This is a genomic window from Streptomyces nogalater (assembly GCF_039532885.1).
Lineage (GTDB): Bacteria > Actinomycetota > Actinomycetes > Streptomycetales > Streptomycetaceae > Streptomyces > Streptomyces nogalater.
This window is the reverse complement of record NZ_BAAASM010000002.1, coordinates 406,712-420,397: the sequence shown is the minus strand read 5'-3', so window position 1 is coordinate 420,397 and position 13,686 is coordinate 406,712. Positions and strand designations below refer to the sequence as shown.

The following is a 13,686-nucleotide window of genomic DNA, read 5'->3' as shown; positions in this document are numbered from 1 at the left end:
GTGTCCGGGCCGCCACCTCTATGCCGGAGATGTTCGCAAGCGACTGCGCCGTAGGCACCCGCCGAGTGGCGCCCCGACCGGAACTCTCTGACCGCGCCGAATACCCGGCTGCCATGGACCTGTCTACGGCTGCCGGTCACGCGCCGAGTGCCGTCAGAGCCGGCCGCCGGGCCTGGTCGTAGCGCTCCAGCAGCACACGGGCGACCTCCGGTGCCGCGCCCAGCACCTCGGCGCGCACATCGGCCTCAGCCGCGCCGCGCGCGATACGGTCCGGCAGGAAGCCGGGGGCCAGCACATACGGTGCCACGGCGACCCGCTCACAGCCGAGCCGCCGCAACTCCCGCACCGCGTCCTCGGTGCGGGGAAGGGATGCGGAGGCGAACGCAGGCCGCACGGCGCACCAACCGGTGTGCCGCCACTCCCGCGCGATTTCTGCGATCACTGCGATCGCCTCCGGGTCGGAAGACCCCGCCGAGGCCAGCACGACCCCGGTCGAGGACTTGTCGGCGGGTGTCAGCCCCGCCTCGTACAGCCGCCGTTCCAGCGCGGACAGCAGCAGCGGCGACGGGCCGAGCACCTCCGCCTGCCGGACCCGCAACCGCGCCGGGGCGTCCCGCAGCACCGCCGGGATGTCGGCCTTGGCGTGAAACGCCCGGGTCAGCAGCAGCGGCAGGGCGACGACGTCCCGGACGCCCTCCGCCGCCAGCGACCGGAGCACCCCGTGCACCGACGGGACGTTGAAGTCCAGGAAGCCCGTCTCCACGCGCACGCCGGGCCGCAGCGACCGCACCCGCTCCACGAGGGCGTGCACGGTCGCCGCGTGCCGCGGGTCACGGCTGCCGTGGGCGATGACGAGGAGGACGGGCCTGGTACGCATGGGCGTCAGCTCTTCACCAGCAGACCGCGGCTGCGCAGCACCCACCGCTCCAGCGGACTGAAGATCAGCAGGTCGATGGCGATGCCGACGAACAGGATGAGCAGGATCGCCTCGAACACCATCGCCATGTCGCTGGCGGTACGGCCGTTCTCCAGCAACTGGCCGAGCCCCACGCCGAGGTCGGGGAACTGGGCGATGATCTCCGCGGCCATCAGCGAACGCCAGGAGAAGGCCCAGCCCTGCTTGAGGCCCGCCACATAGCCGGGCAGCGAGGCCGGCAGGGTGACGTACCAGACGCCCTTGGCACCCGTGGCGCCCATGGTGCGGCCCGCGCGCAGGAACAGCGGCGGCACCTGGTCGACGCCGGACACCAGACCGTTGGCGATGGACGGCACGGCACCGAGCAGGATCACCGCGTACATCATCGAGTTGTTCAGGCCCAGCCAGATCACCGCCGGCGGCACCCATGCCACCGACGGCAGCGACTGGAGCCCGGACAGGATCGGGCCGATGGCCGCGCGCACGAACTTCACCCGGGCCACCAGCAGACCCAGCGGGGTGCCGATGACCAGCGCGAACGCGAAGCCCAGCAGACCGCGCGAGACACTGGTCCAGATGTAGCCGAGCAGCTCGCCCTGGAGCCAGGCGTCCCGGAACGCAGCTCCCACCGCGCCCGGCGAGGGCAGCTTCGTCGGGTCGTCCACGACCGGGTACAGGATGTACCAGACCACCAGGACCACCGCGATGGCGACGACCGGCGGCAGGATCTTGTTGACGAGGGTGTGCCGCAGCGGCGGGCGGCCGGTGGCGGTGGTCTCCAGCGCGTCCAGGCCGGCCTCGACGCTCCCGGCGTCCTGGACCGGTGTCGTCTCAGTGCTGGCCATGGCGGCTGATCTCCCCACGCAGAACTTCGGTTATCTCAAGGGACAGTTCGGCCACGGGCGCGTCCTCGATGCGCCGCGGCTGCGGGAGGTCCACGCGCCACTCGCGCGCGATCCGGCCCGGGCGGGAGGACAGCAGGATCACCCGCTGCGCGAGCCGCACCGCCTCGCGCACGTTGTGGGTGACGAACAGGACGGAGAGCCCGGTCTCCGACCAGATCCGGGTCAGCTCGTCGTGCAGCACGTCCCGCGTGATGGCGTCGAGCGCCGCGAACGGCTCGTCCATCAGCAGCATGTTGCTCTCCTGCGCCAGCGCGCGGGCCATCGCCACCCGCTGGCGCATACCGCCGGACAGCTCGTGCACCCGCTTGCCGTGGGCGCCCTTGAGACGCACCAGTTCGAGCAGCTCCTCGGCCTTGCCGCGCCGCTCGGTCTTGGGAACACCCCGCAGCTTCAGGGCGAGTTCGATGTTCTTGCCCGCGGTCAGCCACGGGAACAGGGCGTGTTCCTGGAACATCAGGGCGGGGCGGCCGTCCGTGGTGATGGAGCCGGCACTCGGCCGGTCCAGGCCCGCCACCAGGTTCAGCAGCGTGGACTTGCCGCAGCCCGAGGCCCCCAGGAGGGTGACGAACTCACCCGGCGCGACGTCGATGCTGATGTCGTCCAGCACGAGCTGCTGCCCGCCCGGGGTCGAGAAGGACTTCGAGACGTGCTCAAGGCGTGCCGCGAACTCGACGGTCTCGTCGGCCTTGGCGAGGGTCGTGGCCATGGTCGTCACCTCCAGGGGACGCGTCGGGGAGGGGCGTCAGCCGGTGCCGAGGCCGGCGTCGTCGACCGCGGGACGGCCCTCGGCCTTGAGGACCTTGTTGAGGATCGTCAGGTCGTAGATCCCCTTCAGATCCGGCTTCTTGAGCAGGCCGGCCTTGACCGCGTGCTCGGCCTCGGTGTCGAGGGTGGCGGCCAGCGGGTCGTCGGTGAACTGGATGGACTGCCAGGCCGGGTCGAGGACCTTCGCCGGAAGCGCCTTGCCGGCGTCCGTCTCCAGCCGCTGGTTCGCGGCGGCCTTGGCCTCCTCCGGGTGGGCGTTGATCCACTTGTTGGTCTCGACCGACGCCCTCAGGACGGCCTCGACCGCCTTCGGGTGGTCCTTCAGGAAGCCCTGCCGCACGATGATGTTCGTGATCACGAACTTCTTCTCCGGCCAGAGCGTGGCCTCGTCCAGGAGCACCTTGGCGCCCTCGGCGACCAGCTTCGACGCGGTCGGCTCCGGCACCCACGCGCCGTCGACCGAGCCGGACTTGTAGGCGTCCGGGGTGATCTTGTTGTCCGTGCGGACGACGGTGACATCGCCCCTGCCGCTCTGCGCGTCGACCTTCCAGCCCTGGTCGGCGGCCCAGTTGAGGAACGCCACGTCCTGCGTGTTGCCGAGCTGAGGCGTGGCGATCTTCTTGCCCTCGACGTCCTTCAGGGACTTGATCCTCGCCGGGTTGACGACCAGCTTCACCCCGCCGGAAGCCGAACCGCCGATGATCTTCAGGCTCTTGCCGTTGGACTTGGTGTACCCGTTGATGGCGGGGGACGGGCCGATCCAGCCGATGTCGATGGAACCGGAGTTGAGGGCCTCGATCTCGGACGGACCGGCGTTGAAGATGGCGGGCTTGACCGTGGTGGCGCCCAGCTCCTTCTGGAAGAAGCCCTTCTGCACGCCGACCAGCGCGGTGGCGTGGGTCAGGTTGCCGAAGTACCCGATCTTGACGGAGTCGAGCCCGTCGGTCTTCTCGGCGCCGGCGGCGATCTTCGCGGTGCCGTCGTCCTTGGCCTCGGAGCCGTAGCCGCAGGCGGCCAGGGTGAGCAGGGGGAGAGCGGCGAACGCGGCCAGGCCGCGGCGCAGGAGCGATGAGCTGTTGGCAGGCACGGGAGGGTTTCCTCTCGTTGGCCCGGCGGTCACGGTCTCTCAGGTCGTGGCCGGGAGTTCGGCTGGAGGTCTTCGTCGCTTCCGGGACGACGCCGGGTGGGGGGAGCGGGCGCGCGAGCGGTGCGCGTACGTCAGCGCACACATCGCGCCACTCCGCCCTGCCCGCTGCCGAGGGCGCCGCTGCCGACGCGGCCGCCCTCCTTCGCGAACGTCGAGTACACGTCGGGCGTCCTCATGTCAGAAGTCCCAGCCGTCCTCGGCCTCGTCCTCGACCGGCTCCGGGGCGGCGAACGACTCGCCGACCATGCCCGCGGTCAGCGTGGTGCCGTCGGCGGGGTCGATCAGGATGAACGAGCCGGTGCGGCGCGAGTCGGCGTAGGAGTCGACCGGCAGCGGCTCGGCGGTACGGATCTTCACCCGGCCGATGTCGTTGGCGACGAGCTGTCCCGGGTGCGGGTGCAGGGACAGGTCGTCGAGCGTGAGCCGGGACGGGATGTCCTTCACGATCGCCTTGACCGTGCGGGTGCCGTGCTTGAGCAGCACCCGGTGGCCCACGGTGAGGGGCGCGTCGGCGACATGGCAGACGGTCGCCTCCACGTCCTGCGTGGTGGGCGGGGCATCCTTCGCCGGCACGATCAGGTCGCCGCGCGAGACGTCGATGTCGTCCTGGAGGAGCACCGTCACCGACTGCGTCGTCCAGGCCACGTCGACCGGCTTGCCCAGCAGGTCGATGCCGGCGATCCGGGTGGTCCGCCCGGACGGCAGGACGGTGACCTCCTCGCCGACCCGGAAGGTGCCGGCCGCGATCTGGCCCGCGTAACCGCGGTAGTCCGGGTGCTCGGCGGTCTGCGGCCGGATCACGTACTGCACGGGCAGCCGCGCGTGGCAGTGCGCCAGGTCGTGGCTGACCGGCACGGTCTCCAGGTGCTCCAGCACGGTGGGTCCGCCGTACCAGTCCATCTTCCCGCTCGGCTCCACCACGTTGTCCCCGGCCAGCGCCGAGATCGGTATCGCGGTGACCTCCGGGACGCCCAGCTCGGTCGCGTACGCCGTGAACTCCTCGGCGATCTCCGCGAAGACCCGCTCCTCGTAGCCGACGAGGTCCATCTTGTTCACGGCCAGCACGACGTGCGGGACGCGCAGCAGGGCGGCGATGGCCGCGTGCCGGCGGGTCTGCTCGACCACGCCGTTGCGGGCGTCGACCAGGATGACCGTCAGCTCGGCGGTGGAGGCGCCGGTGACCATGTTCCGGGTGTACTGCACATGGCCGGGGGTGTCGGCGAGGATGAACCGGCGCCGGGGGGTGGCGAAGTAGCGGTAGGCGACGTCGATGGTGATGCCCTGCTCCCGTTCGGCGCGCAGGCCGTCGGTGAGGAGGGCGAGGTCCGGGCCGTCCTGGCCGCGGCTCGCGGAGACCCGCTCCACGGCCTCCAGCTGGTCGGCGAGGACCGACTTGGAGTCGTGCAGCAGCCGCCCGACGAGGGTGGACTTGCCGTCGTCGACGGAGCCGGCGGTGGCGAACCGCAGCAGGGTGGTGGCCGAGAGCGCCTCGGTCGTGGTCGTGCTCATGCCTAGAAGTACCCCTCGCGCTTGCGGTCTTCCATCGCGGCCTCGGACAGCTTGTCGTCGGCGCGGGTCGCGCCGCGCTCGGTCAGCCGGGACGCCGCGATCTCGGCGATGACCTTCTCGATGGTGTCGGCGTCGGAGTCGACCGCGCCGGTGCAGGACATGTCGCCGACGGTGCGGTAGCGCACCCGCCGCTTCTCGACGGTCTCGCCGTCCTTCGGGCCGCCCCACTCGCCGGCGGTCAGCCACATGCCGGAACGCCGGAACACCTCGCGCTCGTGCGCGTAGTAGATCTGCGGCAGTTCGATGCCCTCGCGGGCGATGTACTGCCACACGTCCAGCTCGGTCCAGTTGGACAGCGGGAAGACGCGGACGTGCTCGCCGGGGGCGTGCCGGCCGTTGTACAGGTTCCACAGCTCGGGACGCTGGCGCCGCGGGTCCCACTGGGAGAACTCGTCGCGCAGGGAGAAGACGCGTTCCTTGGCGCGGGCCTTCTCCTCGTCGCGGCGGCCGCCGCCGAAGACGGCGTCGAACTTCTCGCTCTGGATCTTCTCGGTCAGCGGGAGGGTCTGGAGCGGGTTGCGGGTGCCGTCGGGACGTTCCTTGAGCACACCGCGGTCGATGTAGTCCTGGACGGAGGCCACATGGAGGCGCAGCCCGTGCGCGGCCACCACACGGTCCCGGTACTGGAGGACTTCCGGGAAGTTGTGTCCGGTGTCCACGTGCAGCAGGGAGAAGGGGACCGCGGCCGGGGCGAACGCCTTCAGCGCGAGGTGCAGCATGACGATGGAGTCCTTGCCACCGGAGAACAGGATCACCGGGTTCTCGAACTCGCCCGCCACCTCGCGGAAGATGTGCACCGCCTCGGACTCCAGCGCGTCCAGGTGCGACAGGGCGTACGGGCTCTCCGTGCCGCCCTCCGTCTTGGCGACCGTGGTCATGCCAGTCCCCTCTCGCTCAGCAGCGCGTACACCGACGCCGCGGACTCCTGGACCGTCTGGTGCTGCGACTCGATCCGCAGATCGGGCGTCTCGGGCTCCTCGTACGGGTCGTCGACCCCGGTGAGCCCGGTCAGCTCGCCCGCGGCCTGCTTGGCGTACAGCCCCTTCACATCGCGCACGCTGCACACGTCGACGGGGGTCGCCACATGGATCTCCAGGTACGGCGTCCCGTTCTCCTCGTGCCGCTTGCGTACCGCCTCCCGGCTGTCCGCGTACGGCGCGATCACCGGCACCAGGGCCTTGACGCCGTTGCGGGCGAGCAGTTCGGCGACGAAGCCGATGCGCTGGACGTTGGTGTGCCGGTCCTCCCGGGAGAAGCCGAGGCCGGCCGAGATGAACTCGCGGATCTCGTCGCCGTCGAGCACCTCGACGCGGTGGCCCTCGGCACGCAGCCGGCCCGCCAGCTGGTACGCGATGGTGGTCTTGCCTGCGCTCGGCAGACCCGTGAGCCAGACGGTGGCTCCGGTCGTCACGTGCATCTCCTGGATCTGGTCGTTCGTCATCCGTGCAGTCCGCACTCGGTCTTGGCGCGTCCCGCCCAGCGGCCGGCCCGCGCGTCCTCGCCCTCCAGGACCCTGCGGGTGCACGGGGCGCAGCCGATGGAGGCGTAGCCGTCCATCAGCAACGTGTTGGCCAGCACGCCGTGTTCGGCGATGTAGGCGTCCACGTCGTCCTGGGTCCAGCGGGCGATGGGGGAGACCTTGACCTTCCGCCGCTTCTCGTCCCAGCCGACGACGGGGGTGTTCGCCCGGGTCGGGGACTCGTCGCGGCGCAGCCCGGTCGCCCACGCCCGGTAGTTCCTCAGGCCCTCTTCGAGGGGCTTGACCTTGCGCAGCTTGCAGCACAGGTCGGGGTCGCGGTCGTGCAGCCTCGGGCCGTACTCCGCGTCCTGCTCGGCGACCGTCTGGCGCGGGGTGAGGGTGATGACGTTGACGTCCATCACGGCCTGCACCGCGTCCCGGGTGCCGATGGTCTCCGGGAAGTGGTAGCCGGTGTCCAGGAAGACGACGTCGACGCCCTTGCGTACGCGCGAGGCGAGATGGGCGACCACGGCGTCCTCCATGGAGGAGGTGACGCAGAACGCGTCACCGAAGGTGTCCACCGCCCACTGGAGGATCTCCAGCGCGGAGGCGTCCTCCAGCTCACGGCCCGCCCGCTCCGCGAGCGCCTTCAACTCCTCTGTGGAACGCTCGTCCTGAGTGGTCGTCATATCCGCTCATCCCCTCCGTTGTCGGCTCGCTGAACGCCCCGGGCCAGCAGGCCCAGGAACTTCAGCTGGAATGCGCGGTTGCACGCCCCGCATTCCCAGGCGCCGTGACCCTCGCCGCTCGGACGCAGATCCTCGTCGCCGCAATAGGGGCAGTAGAAGGGCGCGGCCCGCTCGCTCACGACAGCGCCTCCTCGGAAGCGCGCGCCGCCCAGGCGGCGAACCGTTCGCCGTCCGCGCGTTCCGCCTGGAAGCGCTTCAGCACCCGCTCGATGTAGTCGGGCAGTTCCTCCGACGTCACCTTCAGACCGCGCACCTTGCGGCCGAAGCCCGCCTCCAGACCGAGGGCGCCGCCCAGGTGTACCTGGTAGCCCTCGACCTGCTCGCCCCGGTCGTTCAGGACCAGCTGCCCCTTGAGGCCGATGTCCGCGACCTGGATACGGGCGCAGGCGTTCGGGCAGCCGTTGAGGTTGATGGTGATCGGCTCGTCGAACTCCGGCAGGCGGCGCTCCAGTTCGTCGATCAGCTGGGAACCGCGCTGCTTGGTCTCCACGATGGCGAGCTTGCAGAACTCGATGCCGGTGCAGGCCATGGTGCCGCGCCGGAAGGAGGACGGCCGGGCGGTGAGGTCCAGCGCCTCCAGGCCCTCCACCAGCGAGTCGACCTTGTCCTGCTCGACGTCGAGGATGATCATCTTCTGCTCGACGGTGGTGCGGACCCGTCCCGAGCCGTGTGCCTCGGCGAGGTCGGCGACCTTGGTGAGCGTGGCGCCGTCGACCCGGCCGACCCGCGGCGCGAAACCGACGTAGAACCGGCCGTCCTTCTGCCGGTGCACACCGATGTGGTCGCGCCACTGCTGCACGGGCTGCTCGGGGGCGGGCCCGTCGATCAGCCTGCGCCCGCCCAGGTACTCGTCCTCCAGCACCTGCCGGAACTTCTCCGCGCCCCAGTCGGCGACGAGGAACTTCAGCCGGGCGCGGTTGCGCAGCCGCCGGTAGCCGTAGTCACGGAAGATCGAGATGACGCCCTCGTAGACGTCCGGCACCTCGTCGATCGGCACCCAGGCGCCCAGCCGCACACCGAGCTTGGGGTTGGTGGACAGACCGCCGCCCACCCACACGTCGAAGCCCGGCCCGTGCTCGGGGTGGCGTACGCCGACGAACGCCACGTCGTTGATCTCGTGCACCACGTCCAGCAGCGGCGATCCCGAGATGGCCGTCTTGAACTTGCGGGGGAGGTTGGAGTACGCCTTGTTGTTCAGCACGCGGCGCTTCATCTCCTCCAGCGCCGGCGTGGCGTCGATGATCTCGTCCTCGGCGATGCCCGCCACCGGGGAACCGATCATCACGCGCGGGGTGTCGCCGCAGGCGGTCACGGTGGACAGGCCCACGCTCTCCAGCCGGTCCCAGATCTCGGGCACGTCCTCGATCCGGATCCAGTGGTACTGGACGTTCTGCCGGTCGGTGATGTCCGCGGTGCCGCGCGCGAACTCCTGTGAGATCTCGCCGACGACCCGCAGCTGCCGGGTGGTCAGGGCCCCGCCGTCGATGCGGACGCGCAGCATGAAGTAGCTGTCGTCCAGCTCCTCCGGCTCCAGGATCGCGGTCTTGCCGCCGTCGATCCCGGGCTTGCGCTGGGTGTACAGCCCCCACCAGCGCATCCGGCCGCGCAGGTCGTTCGGGTCGATGGAGTCGAAGCCGCGCTTGGAGTAGATCGTCTCAATGCGTGTCCGCACATTGAGACCGTCGTCGTCCTTCTTGAACTGCTCGTTGCCGTTGAGCGGTGTGAAATGGCCGGCGGCCCACTGGCCCTCGCCGCGGTGACGGCTCACCTTGCGGCGGGGCGCGGAGGCGGCGGGGTTCGGTGGGGTGGCGGCCATGGTTCTACGTCCTTCGAGACCGGTGGGAAACAGCTCTGACCTGCGCAGATGCGCGCACGCGGGCAGGCGTGCGCGTCATTGCGCGGGAGGAAGGGGGACGGGGGTGTGCGGCGGTGCTGGGAGGCGTCAGCCCACCGGACAGATGGCGCTGGACATGCGGCCGAGGTCGACGTGCCGCCGACTCACCAAGGCAATTCCAGTTCCGGACATGACGGAAGCGTGTCATGGCGATCTGGACACAGTCCAGCTTCGTCCATCATCCGGACATTGATGTCTCGTTATGTGAAACAGGGGTGGTGTCGCTCACATGTGCCGTCGGGAGACTTGTCCCAGCAGGTCAGGCGGGGTAAGCGCCGGGCCACGGCCCCGGTGTGGCCACGTCCGGTTCCGCTTCCACCTTGGTGTCGAACAGCTTGAAGCCCCGCCGCAGGTAGTTGTCCATCGCGTGCTCGCCGTCCTTGCTGCACGTGTGCAGCCAGACCCGCTTGGTCGGTGTCCGCCCCGGCCAGCGCTCGGCCAGGTCCCAGGCTCGGGCCGTGCCGTGGGCCAGCAGATGGCCGCCGATGCGCCGGCCGCGGAAGGCGGGGATCAGCCCGAAGTACACGATCTCCACCACGCCTTCGTCCTGCGGCTCCAGTTCCACATAGCCGGCCGGGGTGCCCCGGTCGTAGGCCACCCAGGTCTCCACGCCGGGCCGCTCCAGGTACTCCCGCCAGCGCGCGTACGTCCAGCCGAGCCGGTCGGTCCAACGGATGTCGCCGCCCACCGAGGCGTACAGGAACCGGCTGAACTCGGGGGAGGGCACCTCGGCACGGACGATCCGGACCTCGCCGTCCGGGGCGGCGGCGGGCAGGAGGTCGGCCGGGGAGGTCTGCTCCAGGGACCACGTGGTGACAGGGACGCTGCTCATGCGGGCCAGGGAATCATCCCGCCCCCCGGTCTGTCGACGCCCGGCGGCGGGGCCGGCCGGGGCGACCTGCGGTCCGCCCGGGCGGGGGCGGGGACGGGGGCCGGCCTGCGTCGACCGGCCCTCCGGGGGCGGGCACCCGGATCGACGGACAGCCCGCCCGGGTCCGGGAGCTCCCGGCGGCGGTTGCGGGGGCGACCGGCTCGCGTGTGCGGGGTCTGACCGGCCCGCGCCGGCCGAGCCGCGGTGGACGACGGCGTGGCGGGGCCGGGGCCGCCGGCCGGCGGTGGTCCGGGGCGGGGCGGGGGTGGGTGGTCCGCCGTCCGCCGGGGCCGGAGCGTCAGTCCAGGGAGTGGTCGAGGTCGGCCAGGGGCAGGGCGAACAGCATGCGGTCGGAGAGCGACCACACCTCGCCGGTCGCCCGCCAGTAGGACAGGGAGCCCGAGTCCCGGGCCCAGCAGCGGTCCGAGGCGTCGGCGCCGCAGTGGGCCGCCCGGGTCCGCTCGGTGTCCTGCCGCCACAGCCCGCCGTGACCGTCCTGCGTACCGGGCAGCCGTCCCACATACCAGGACGCCCGGTCCGCCCCGGCCTTCCGGTACGACAGCACGCCCCGGATCCCTGCCGCCCGGGTGCGGTACGCCTCCACCGCGTCCACCCGCCCCGCGCCGTCCGTGGCGAGCAGCCCCGGGCGCGCCGGGTCGGTGTCGAACGCGTACCGCCACAGCCGCGCGCGCCGGTCGCCGTCCGGCGCGGTCCACTCCGCGGCCACCAGGCTGTCGGGCGCGGAGCCGCGGTCCAGGGCGAGCGCGCCGGGACACGGCGGCCCGGAGGCGGAGCAGGGCCCGGCGGCGAAGCGGTACGAGGCGACCGCGGGCAGGACGTAGCCGTGGCCGTCGGCGGACCAGCCGCCGGGCACCCGGCCGACCGCGGGTGCGTCGACCGTGGTGCGCTGGATCCGGTCGAGGTCGTAGACGTAGAGCGCGTCGGCACCGCCGGACGTGGTGGTGACCAGCAGCTTGTCCTCGTGCCAGACCATGCCCGAGACGTCGGAGACCAGGCCCCGGTAGTCCCGGCCGCCGTCCACCGGCACCACCAGCAGCACCCAACGGTAGGCGAGGTGCGCGGGATCGTCCGCGTCGACGAACGCCACCCGGGCCAGGCCCCGCTCCCCGGGGCGGCCGGCCGTGGTGCTGTGCGTCCAGCCGGCCAGGACCACCCGGTGGCCGCCCCAGGCGCCGTCGGCGTCGCCGGAGGTGGTCACCGAGGCCGGCCGCCAGTCGCCCTCGGTGTCGGCCGGGTCCCAGCAGTAGGCGCGGGCGGCGGCCGGGGCGACCGGCAGCGACGCGCGGTCGTCGGCGGAGCAGTCGTCCGCCGCGCGCAGCCGGCGGTCGGCGCCGCGCAGCACGGCGTCCACGCCCACCGGGCGGCCCATCGCCGCGGCGAGCCGGTCCAGCGAACGGCCGGGCACCAGATGCTCCTGGAGCCGCAGCCGCCCGGTGTCCGCCGGGGAGGTCAGCGGGGTGAGCGGGCCGGGGTCCTCGCCGACCCCGGCCTGGGAGGTGCTGATCAGGGTGGCGGCGGCGGTGAGCGCCAGCGCGGTCCCGGTCAGGACGGCACGCAGGGCCGCGCCCCGCCTGCGCCGCCGGTGTCTGCCGCGATGCTTCATCTCTCCTCCAGAGGCCCGGCCAACTGCTCCCCGTGGTCCGGACATTGACGCGAGGAACAGGTGGTGCGGCCCGCACGGGATGCTACGGCAGGAACGGGCCGGACAGGGCCGGTACCGTCCGGTCGGCGGAATCCGGCGCGGCCGGGAGGCGGAGGCACCGCGGACGGGGCGCGGTGGTGGCTACGCCGGGGACCGTTCGCCACGGCCTTCGCGACCGGGATTCCGTTTCCGCACCACCGCCGGCGCCGTCGACTGCGGGAGCAGGTCCAACGGGTCGTCCGGCAGGACGACTTGCACGTCCGCATCGTCACAGAAACGATACGGCCGATGCCGCAGGAGTTCCCCGAGATACCGCCGGACCCTGGACATCTCCGCCCGCACGGTCACCGTCCGGGAGGGGTCGCCGAACAGATCCTCGGCCAGCCCCGCCGCCCCGCGCCCGGCACGGTACTCGGCGAGCAGGAACAGCAGTTCCGCGTGGCGCGGGCTCAACTCCCGCGACCAGGACCCCGACGGGCCGGTGACCGTGACCGTACGGCGGTCCCGCCCGGCCAGGTCCAGCACGATCCGGCACGCACCCGGGGCGGGCGGCCGCTCCTCCAGCCGCAGCAGCCATCCCCCGGCCAGCGGCTCCACCGCGCACGCGCCGAGCGAGGGCAGCCACCGGTGGCCCGGCGCCGGCGACTTGGGAAGCGCCACCCGCCGCACATACGGCATCCCGGTGACCGCCGCGGTCCAGCCGTCCCGGTCCACCACCACCGCCCGCCCCGGCAGCCGCGCCAGCACCGGCGCCGCCACCGCCCGCAGCCGCTCCAGCGACGCCAGATGCAGCTCCCGCAGCCGGGCCTCGGCCAGCTTGGCCACCGAGTCCACCCAGGCGAGGGTGGCCGGATGCATCGTCTCCAGCGGGCCGCTGACATCCACCACACCGAGCAGCCGGCCGTCCCGCGGATCGGTGATCGGCGCGCCCGTGCAGGTCCAGGACGTCTGCGACCGTACGAAGTGCTCGGCGGCGAACACCTGGACGGGCCGCCGTACCACCGCGGGCGTGCCCACCCCGTTGGTGCCGACGACGTCCTCCCGCCAGTCCGCGCCGATCTCGAACCCCAGCCCGTCGGCCTTGCGCAGCACCGGGGACGCGCCCTCCCGCCACAGCACCCGCCCGTCGGCGTCCGCGACGACCATGATGTGCTGCGCCACGTCCGCGACCGAAAGAAGCCCTTCCCGGAGAACCGGCAGGACCTGCCGCAGCTCGGACTCCTCCCGTCGTCGCCGCACCTCGTCGGAGGACAACAGCCCGGACCGGACGTCGTGTTCGGGGTCGACACCGCTGCGCAGCACCCGGCCCCAGGACTGCTCGATCACCGGCCGGGGCGCGATCCGCACACGTCGCCCGGCGAGCGCCGCCTCGCGCACCTCGTTCAGCACCCGCGCCGCCTGCACCGCGTCCCGCGCGGCCAGGCGCACCAGATCCATCGGCGGGTTCCCCACTGCGGTCCTCCCGGAGAAAGGCATCGAACACTCTTGTCAAGCCGTCCGGGCGACGGTTTCCGGTCCGACTGTCCTCACATAGTGCCGCTCCGCTCATGGCGGAGGCACAGACTCCGCGCATGTGCCCCCCTGAGTTGCAACCCCCTGCAACCCTGGTGGAGCACCGGACGGCAGCCGAGACTTGACCATGACGCGATGCGCGTCCGCGGGGGCTCGTCGAGCCCGTGCGGTGGGGGTGGTGCCGTGTCGGCGCAGCACCACCCCTTGCCGACGGCGGCCCGGCCCACGACGGCCGG

At 72.0% G+C, this 13,686-nt stretch carries 14 protein-coding genes; all 14 read right to left on the bottom strand.

The window, feature by feature from the left end; all coding sequences use genetic code 11:
* Positions 1 to 136: 136 nt before the first annotated feature.
* Positions 137 to 877, bottom strand: a complete 741-nt coding sequence (locus ABD350_RS03820; protein ID WP_344346234.1) for a sirohydrochlorin chelatase — start codon at positions 875 to 877, stop codon at positions 137 to 139.
* Positions 878 to 882: 5 nt separating this feature from the next.
* The gene (locus tag ABD350_RS03815; RefSeq protein ID WP_344346233.1) at positions 883 to 1,761 is read right to left on the bottom strand and encodes an ABC transporter permease; all 879 of its coding nucleotides are present in this window, start codon (positions 1,759 to 1,761) and stop codon (positions 883 to 885) included.
* Positions 1,748 to 2,527 (bottom strand): ABC transporter ATP-binding protein, encoded by a 780-nt coding sequence (locus ABD350_RS03810; RefSeq protein ID WP_344346232.1) that lies wholly within the window; start codon positions 2,525 to 2,527, stop codon positions 1,748 to 1,750. Before ABD350_RS03810 ends, ABD350_RS03815 begins: the two co-directional genes overlap by 14 nt.
* Positions 2,528 to 2,563: 36 nt before the next feature.
* Positions 2,564 to 3,673 carry an aliphatic sulfonate ABC transporter substrate-binding protein gene (locus tag ABD350_RS03805; RefSeq protein WP_344346231.1) on the bottom strand — a complete coding sequence of 370 codons (1,110 nt, stop codon included), beginning with the start codon at positions 3,671 to 3,673 and terminating at the stop codon, positions 2,564 to 2,566.
* Between the two features lie 237 nt (positions 3,674 to 3,910).
* Positions 3,911 to 5,242: a sulfate adenylyltransferase subunit 1 gene (locus ABD350_RS03800; protein WP_344346230.1), complete on the bottom strand. Its 1,332-nt coding sequence runs from the start codon at positions 5,240 to 5,242 to the stop codon at positions 3,911 to 3,913.
* Positions 5,243 to 5,244: 2 nt separating this feature from the next.
* A complete protein-coding gene (cysD, locus tag ABD350_RS03795) occupies positions 5,245 to 6,180 on the bottom strand; it encodes a sulfate adenylyltransferase subunit CysD (protein WP_344346229.1) in 936 nt (311 codons plus the stop codon).
* The gene (gene cysC / locus ABD350_RS03790; protein WP_344346417.1) at positions 6,177 to 6,713 is read right to left on the bottom strand and encodes an adenylyl-sulfate kinase; all 537 of its coding nucleotides are present in this window, start codon (positions 6,711 to 6,713) and stop codon (positions 6,177 to 6,179) included. The genes cysD and cysC overlap by 4 nt, the downstream gene beginning before the upstream one ends.
* 26 nt (positions 6,714 to 6,739) lie before the next feature.
* Positions 6,740 to 7,450, bottom strand: a complete 711-nt coding sequence (locus ABD350_RS03785) for a phosphoadenylyl-sulfate reductase (RefSeq protein WP_344346228.1) — start codon at positions 7,448 to 7,450, stop codon at positions 6,740 to 6,742.
* On the bottom strand, positions 7,447 to 7,629 hold the full coding sequence (locus ABD350_RS03780; protein ID WP_344346227.1) for a hypothetical protein: 183 nt from the start codon (positions 7,627 to 7,629) through the stop codon (positions 7,447 to 7,449). Before ABD350_RS03780 ends, ABD350_RS03785 begins: the two co-directional genes overlap by 4 nt.
* On the bottom strand, positions 7,626 to 9,326 hold the full coding sequence (locus ABD350_RS03775) for a nitrite/sulfite reductase (RefSeq protein WP_344346226.1): 1,701 nt from the start codon (positions 9,324 to 9,326) through the stop codon (positions 7,626 to 7,628). The genes ABD350_RS03780 and ABD350_RS03775 overlap by 4 nt, the downstream gene beginning before the upstream one ends.
* A 126-nt stretch (positions 9,327 to 9,452) precedes the next feature.
* On the bottom strand, positions 9,453 to 9,536 hold the full coding sequence (locus tag ABD350_RS37915; protein WP_350969053.1) for a putative leader peptide: 84 nt from the start codon (positions 9,534 to 9,536) through the stop codon (positions 9,453 to 9,455).
* Positions 9,537 to 9,663: 127 nt separating this feature from the next.
* On the bottom strand, positions 9,664 to 10,236 hold the full coding sequence (locus ABD350_RS03770) for a GNAT family N-acetyltransferase (protein ID WP_344346225.1): 573 nt from the start codon (positions 10,234 to 10,236) through the stop codon (positions 9,664 to 9,666).
* A 337-nt stretch (positions 10,237 to 10,573) separates the two neighbouring features.
* Complete coding sequence (locus ABD350_RS03765; protein WP_344346224.1) at positions 10,574 to 11,899, bottom strand: hypothetical protein; 1,326 nt, start codon at positions 11,897 to 11,899, stop codon at positions 10,574 to 10,576.
* A gap of 180 nt (positions 11,900 to 12,079) precedes the next feature.
* Entirely contained in the window at positions 12,080 to 13,375 is a 1,296-nt protein-coding gene (locus tag ABD350_RS03760) for a GAF domain-containing protein (protein ID WP_344346223.1), read from the bottom strand.
* Positions 13,376 to 13,686: the final 311 nt, after the last annotated feature.

Coding starts and splice junctions, on each gene's coding strand:
- ABD350_RS03820 (WP_344346234.1), bottom strand. CDS start 877: ATGCGTACCAGGCCCGTCCTCCTCGTCATCGCCCACGGCAGCCGTGAC.
- ABD350_RS03815 (WP_344346233.1), bottom strand. CDS start 1,761: ATGGCCAGCACTGAGACGACACCGGTCCAGGACGCCGGGAGCGTCGAG.
- ABD350_RS03810 (WP_344346232.1), bottom strand. CDS start 2,527: ATGGCCACGACCCTCGCCAAGGCCGACGAGACCGTCGAGTTCGCGGCA.
- ABD350_RS03800 (WP_344346230.1), bottom strand. CDS start 5,242: ATGAGCACGACCACGACCGAGGCGCTCTCGGCCACCACCCTGCTGCGG.
- cysD (WP_344346229.1), bottom strand. CDS start 6,180: ATGACCACGGTCGCCAAGACGGAGGGCGGCACGGAGAGCCCGTACGCC.
- ABD350_RS03785 (WP_344346228.1), bottom strand. CDS start 7,450: ATGACGACCACTCAGGACGAGCGTTCCACAGAGGAGTTGAAGGCGCTC.
- ABD350_RS03775 (WP_344346226.1), bottom strand. CDS start 9,326: ATGGCCGCCACCCCACCGAACCCCGCCGCCTCCGCGCCCCGCCGCAAG.
- ABD350_RS37915 (WP_350969053.1), bottom strand. CDS start 9,536: ATGTCCGGAACTGGAATTGCCTTGGTGAGTCGGCGGCACGTCGACCTC.
- ABD350_RS03770 (WP_344346225.1), bottom strand. CDS start 10,236: ATGAGCAGCGTCCCTGTCACCACGTGGTCCCTGGAGCAGACCTCCCCG.
- ABD350_RS03765 (WP_344346224.1), bottom strand. CDS start 11,899: ATGAAGCATCGCGGCAGACACCGGCGGCGCAGGCGGGGCGCGGCCCTG.
- ABD350_RS03760 (WP_344346223.1), bottom strand. CDS start 13,375: ATGGATCTGGTGCGCCTGGCCGCGCGGGACGCGGTGCAGGCGGCGCGG.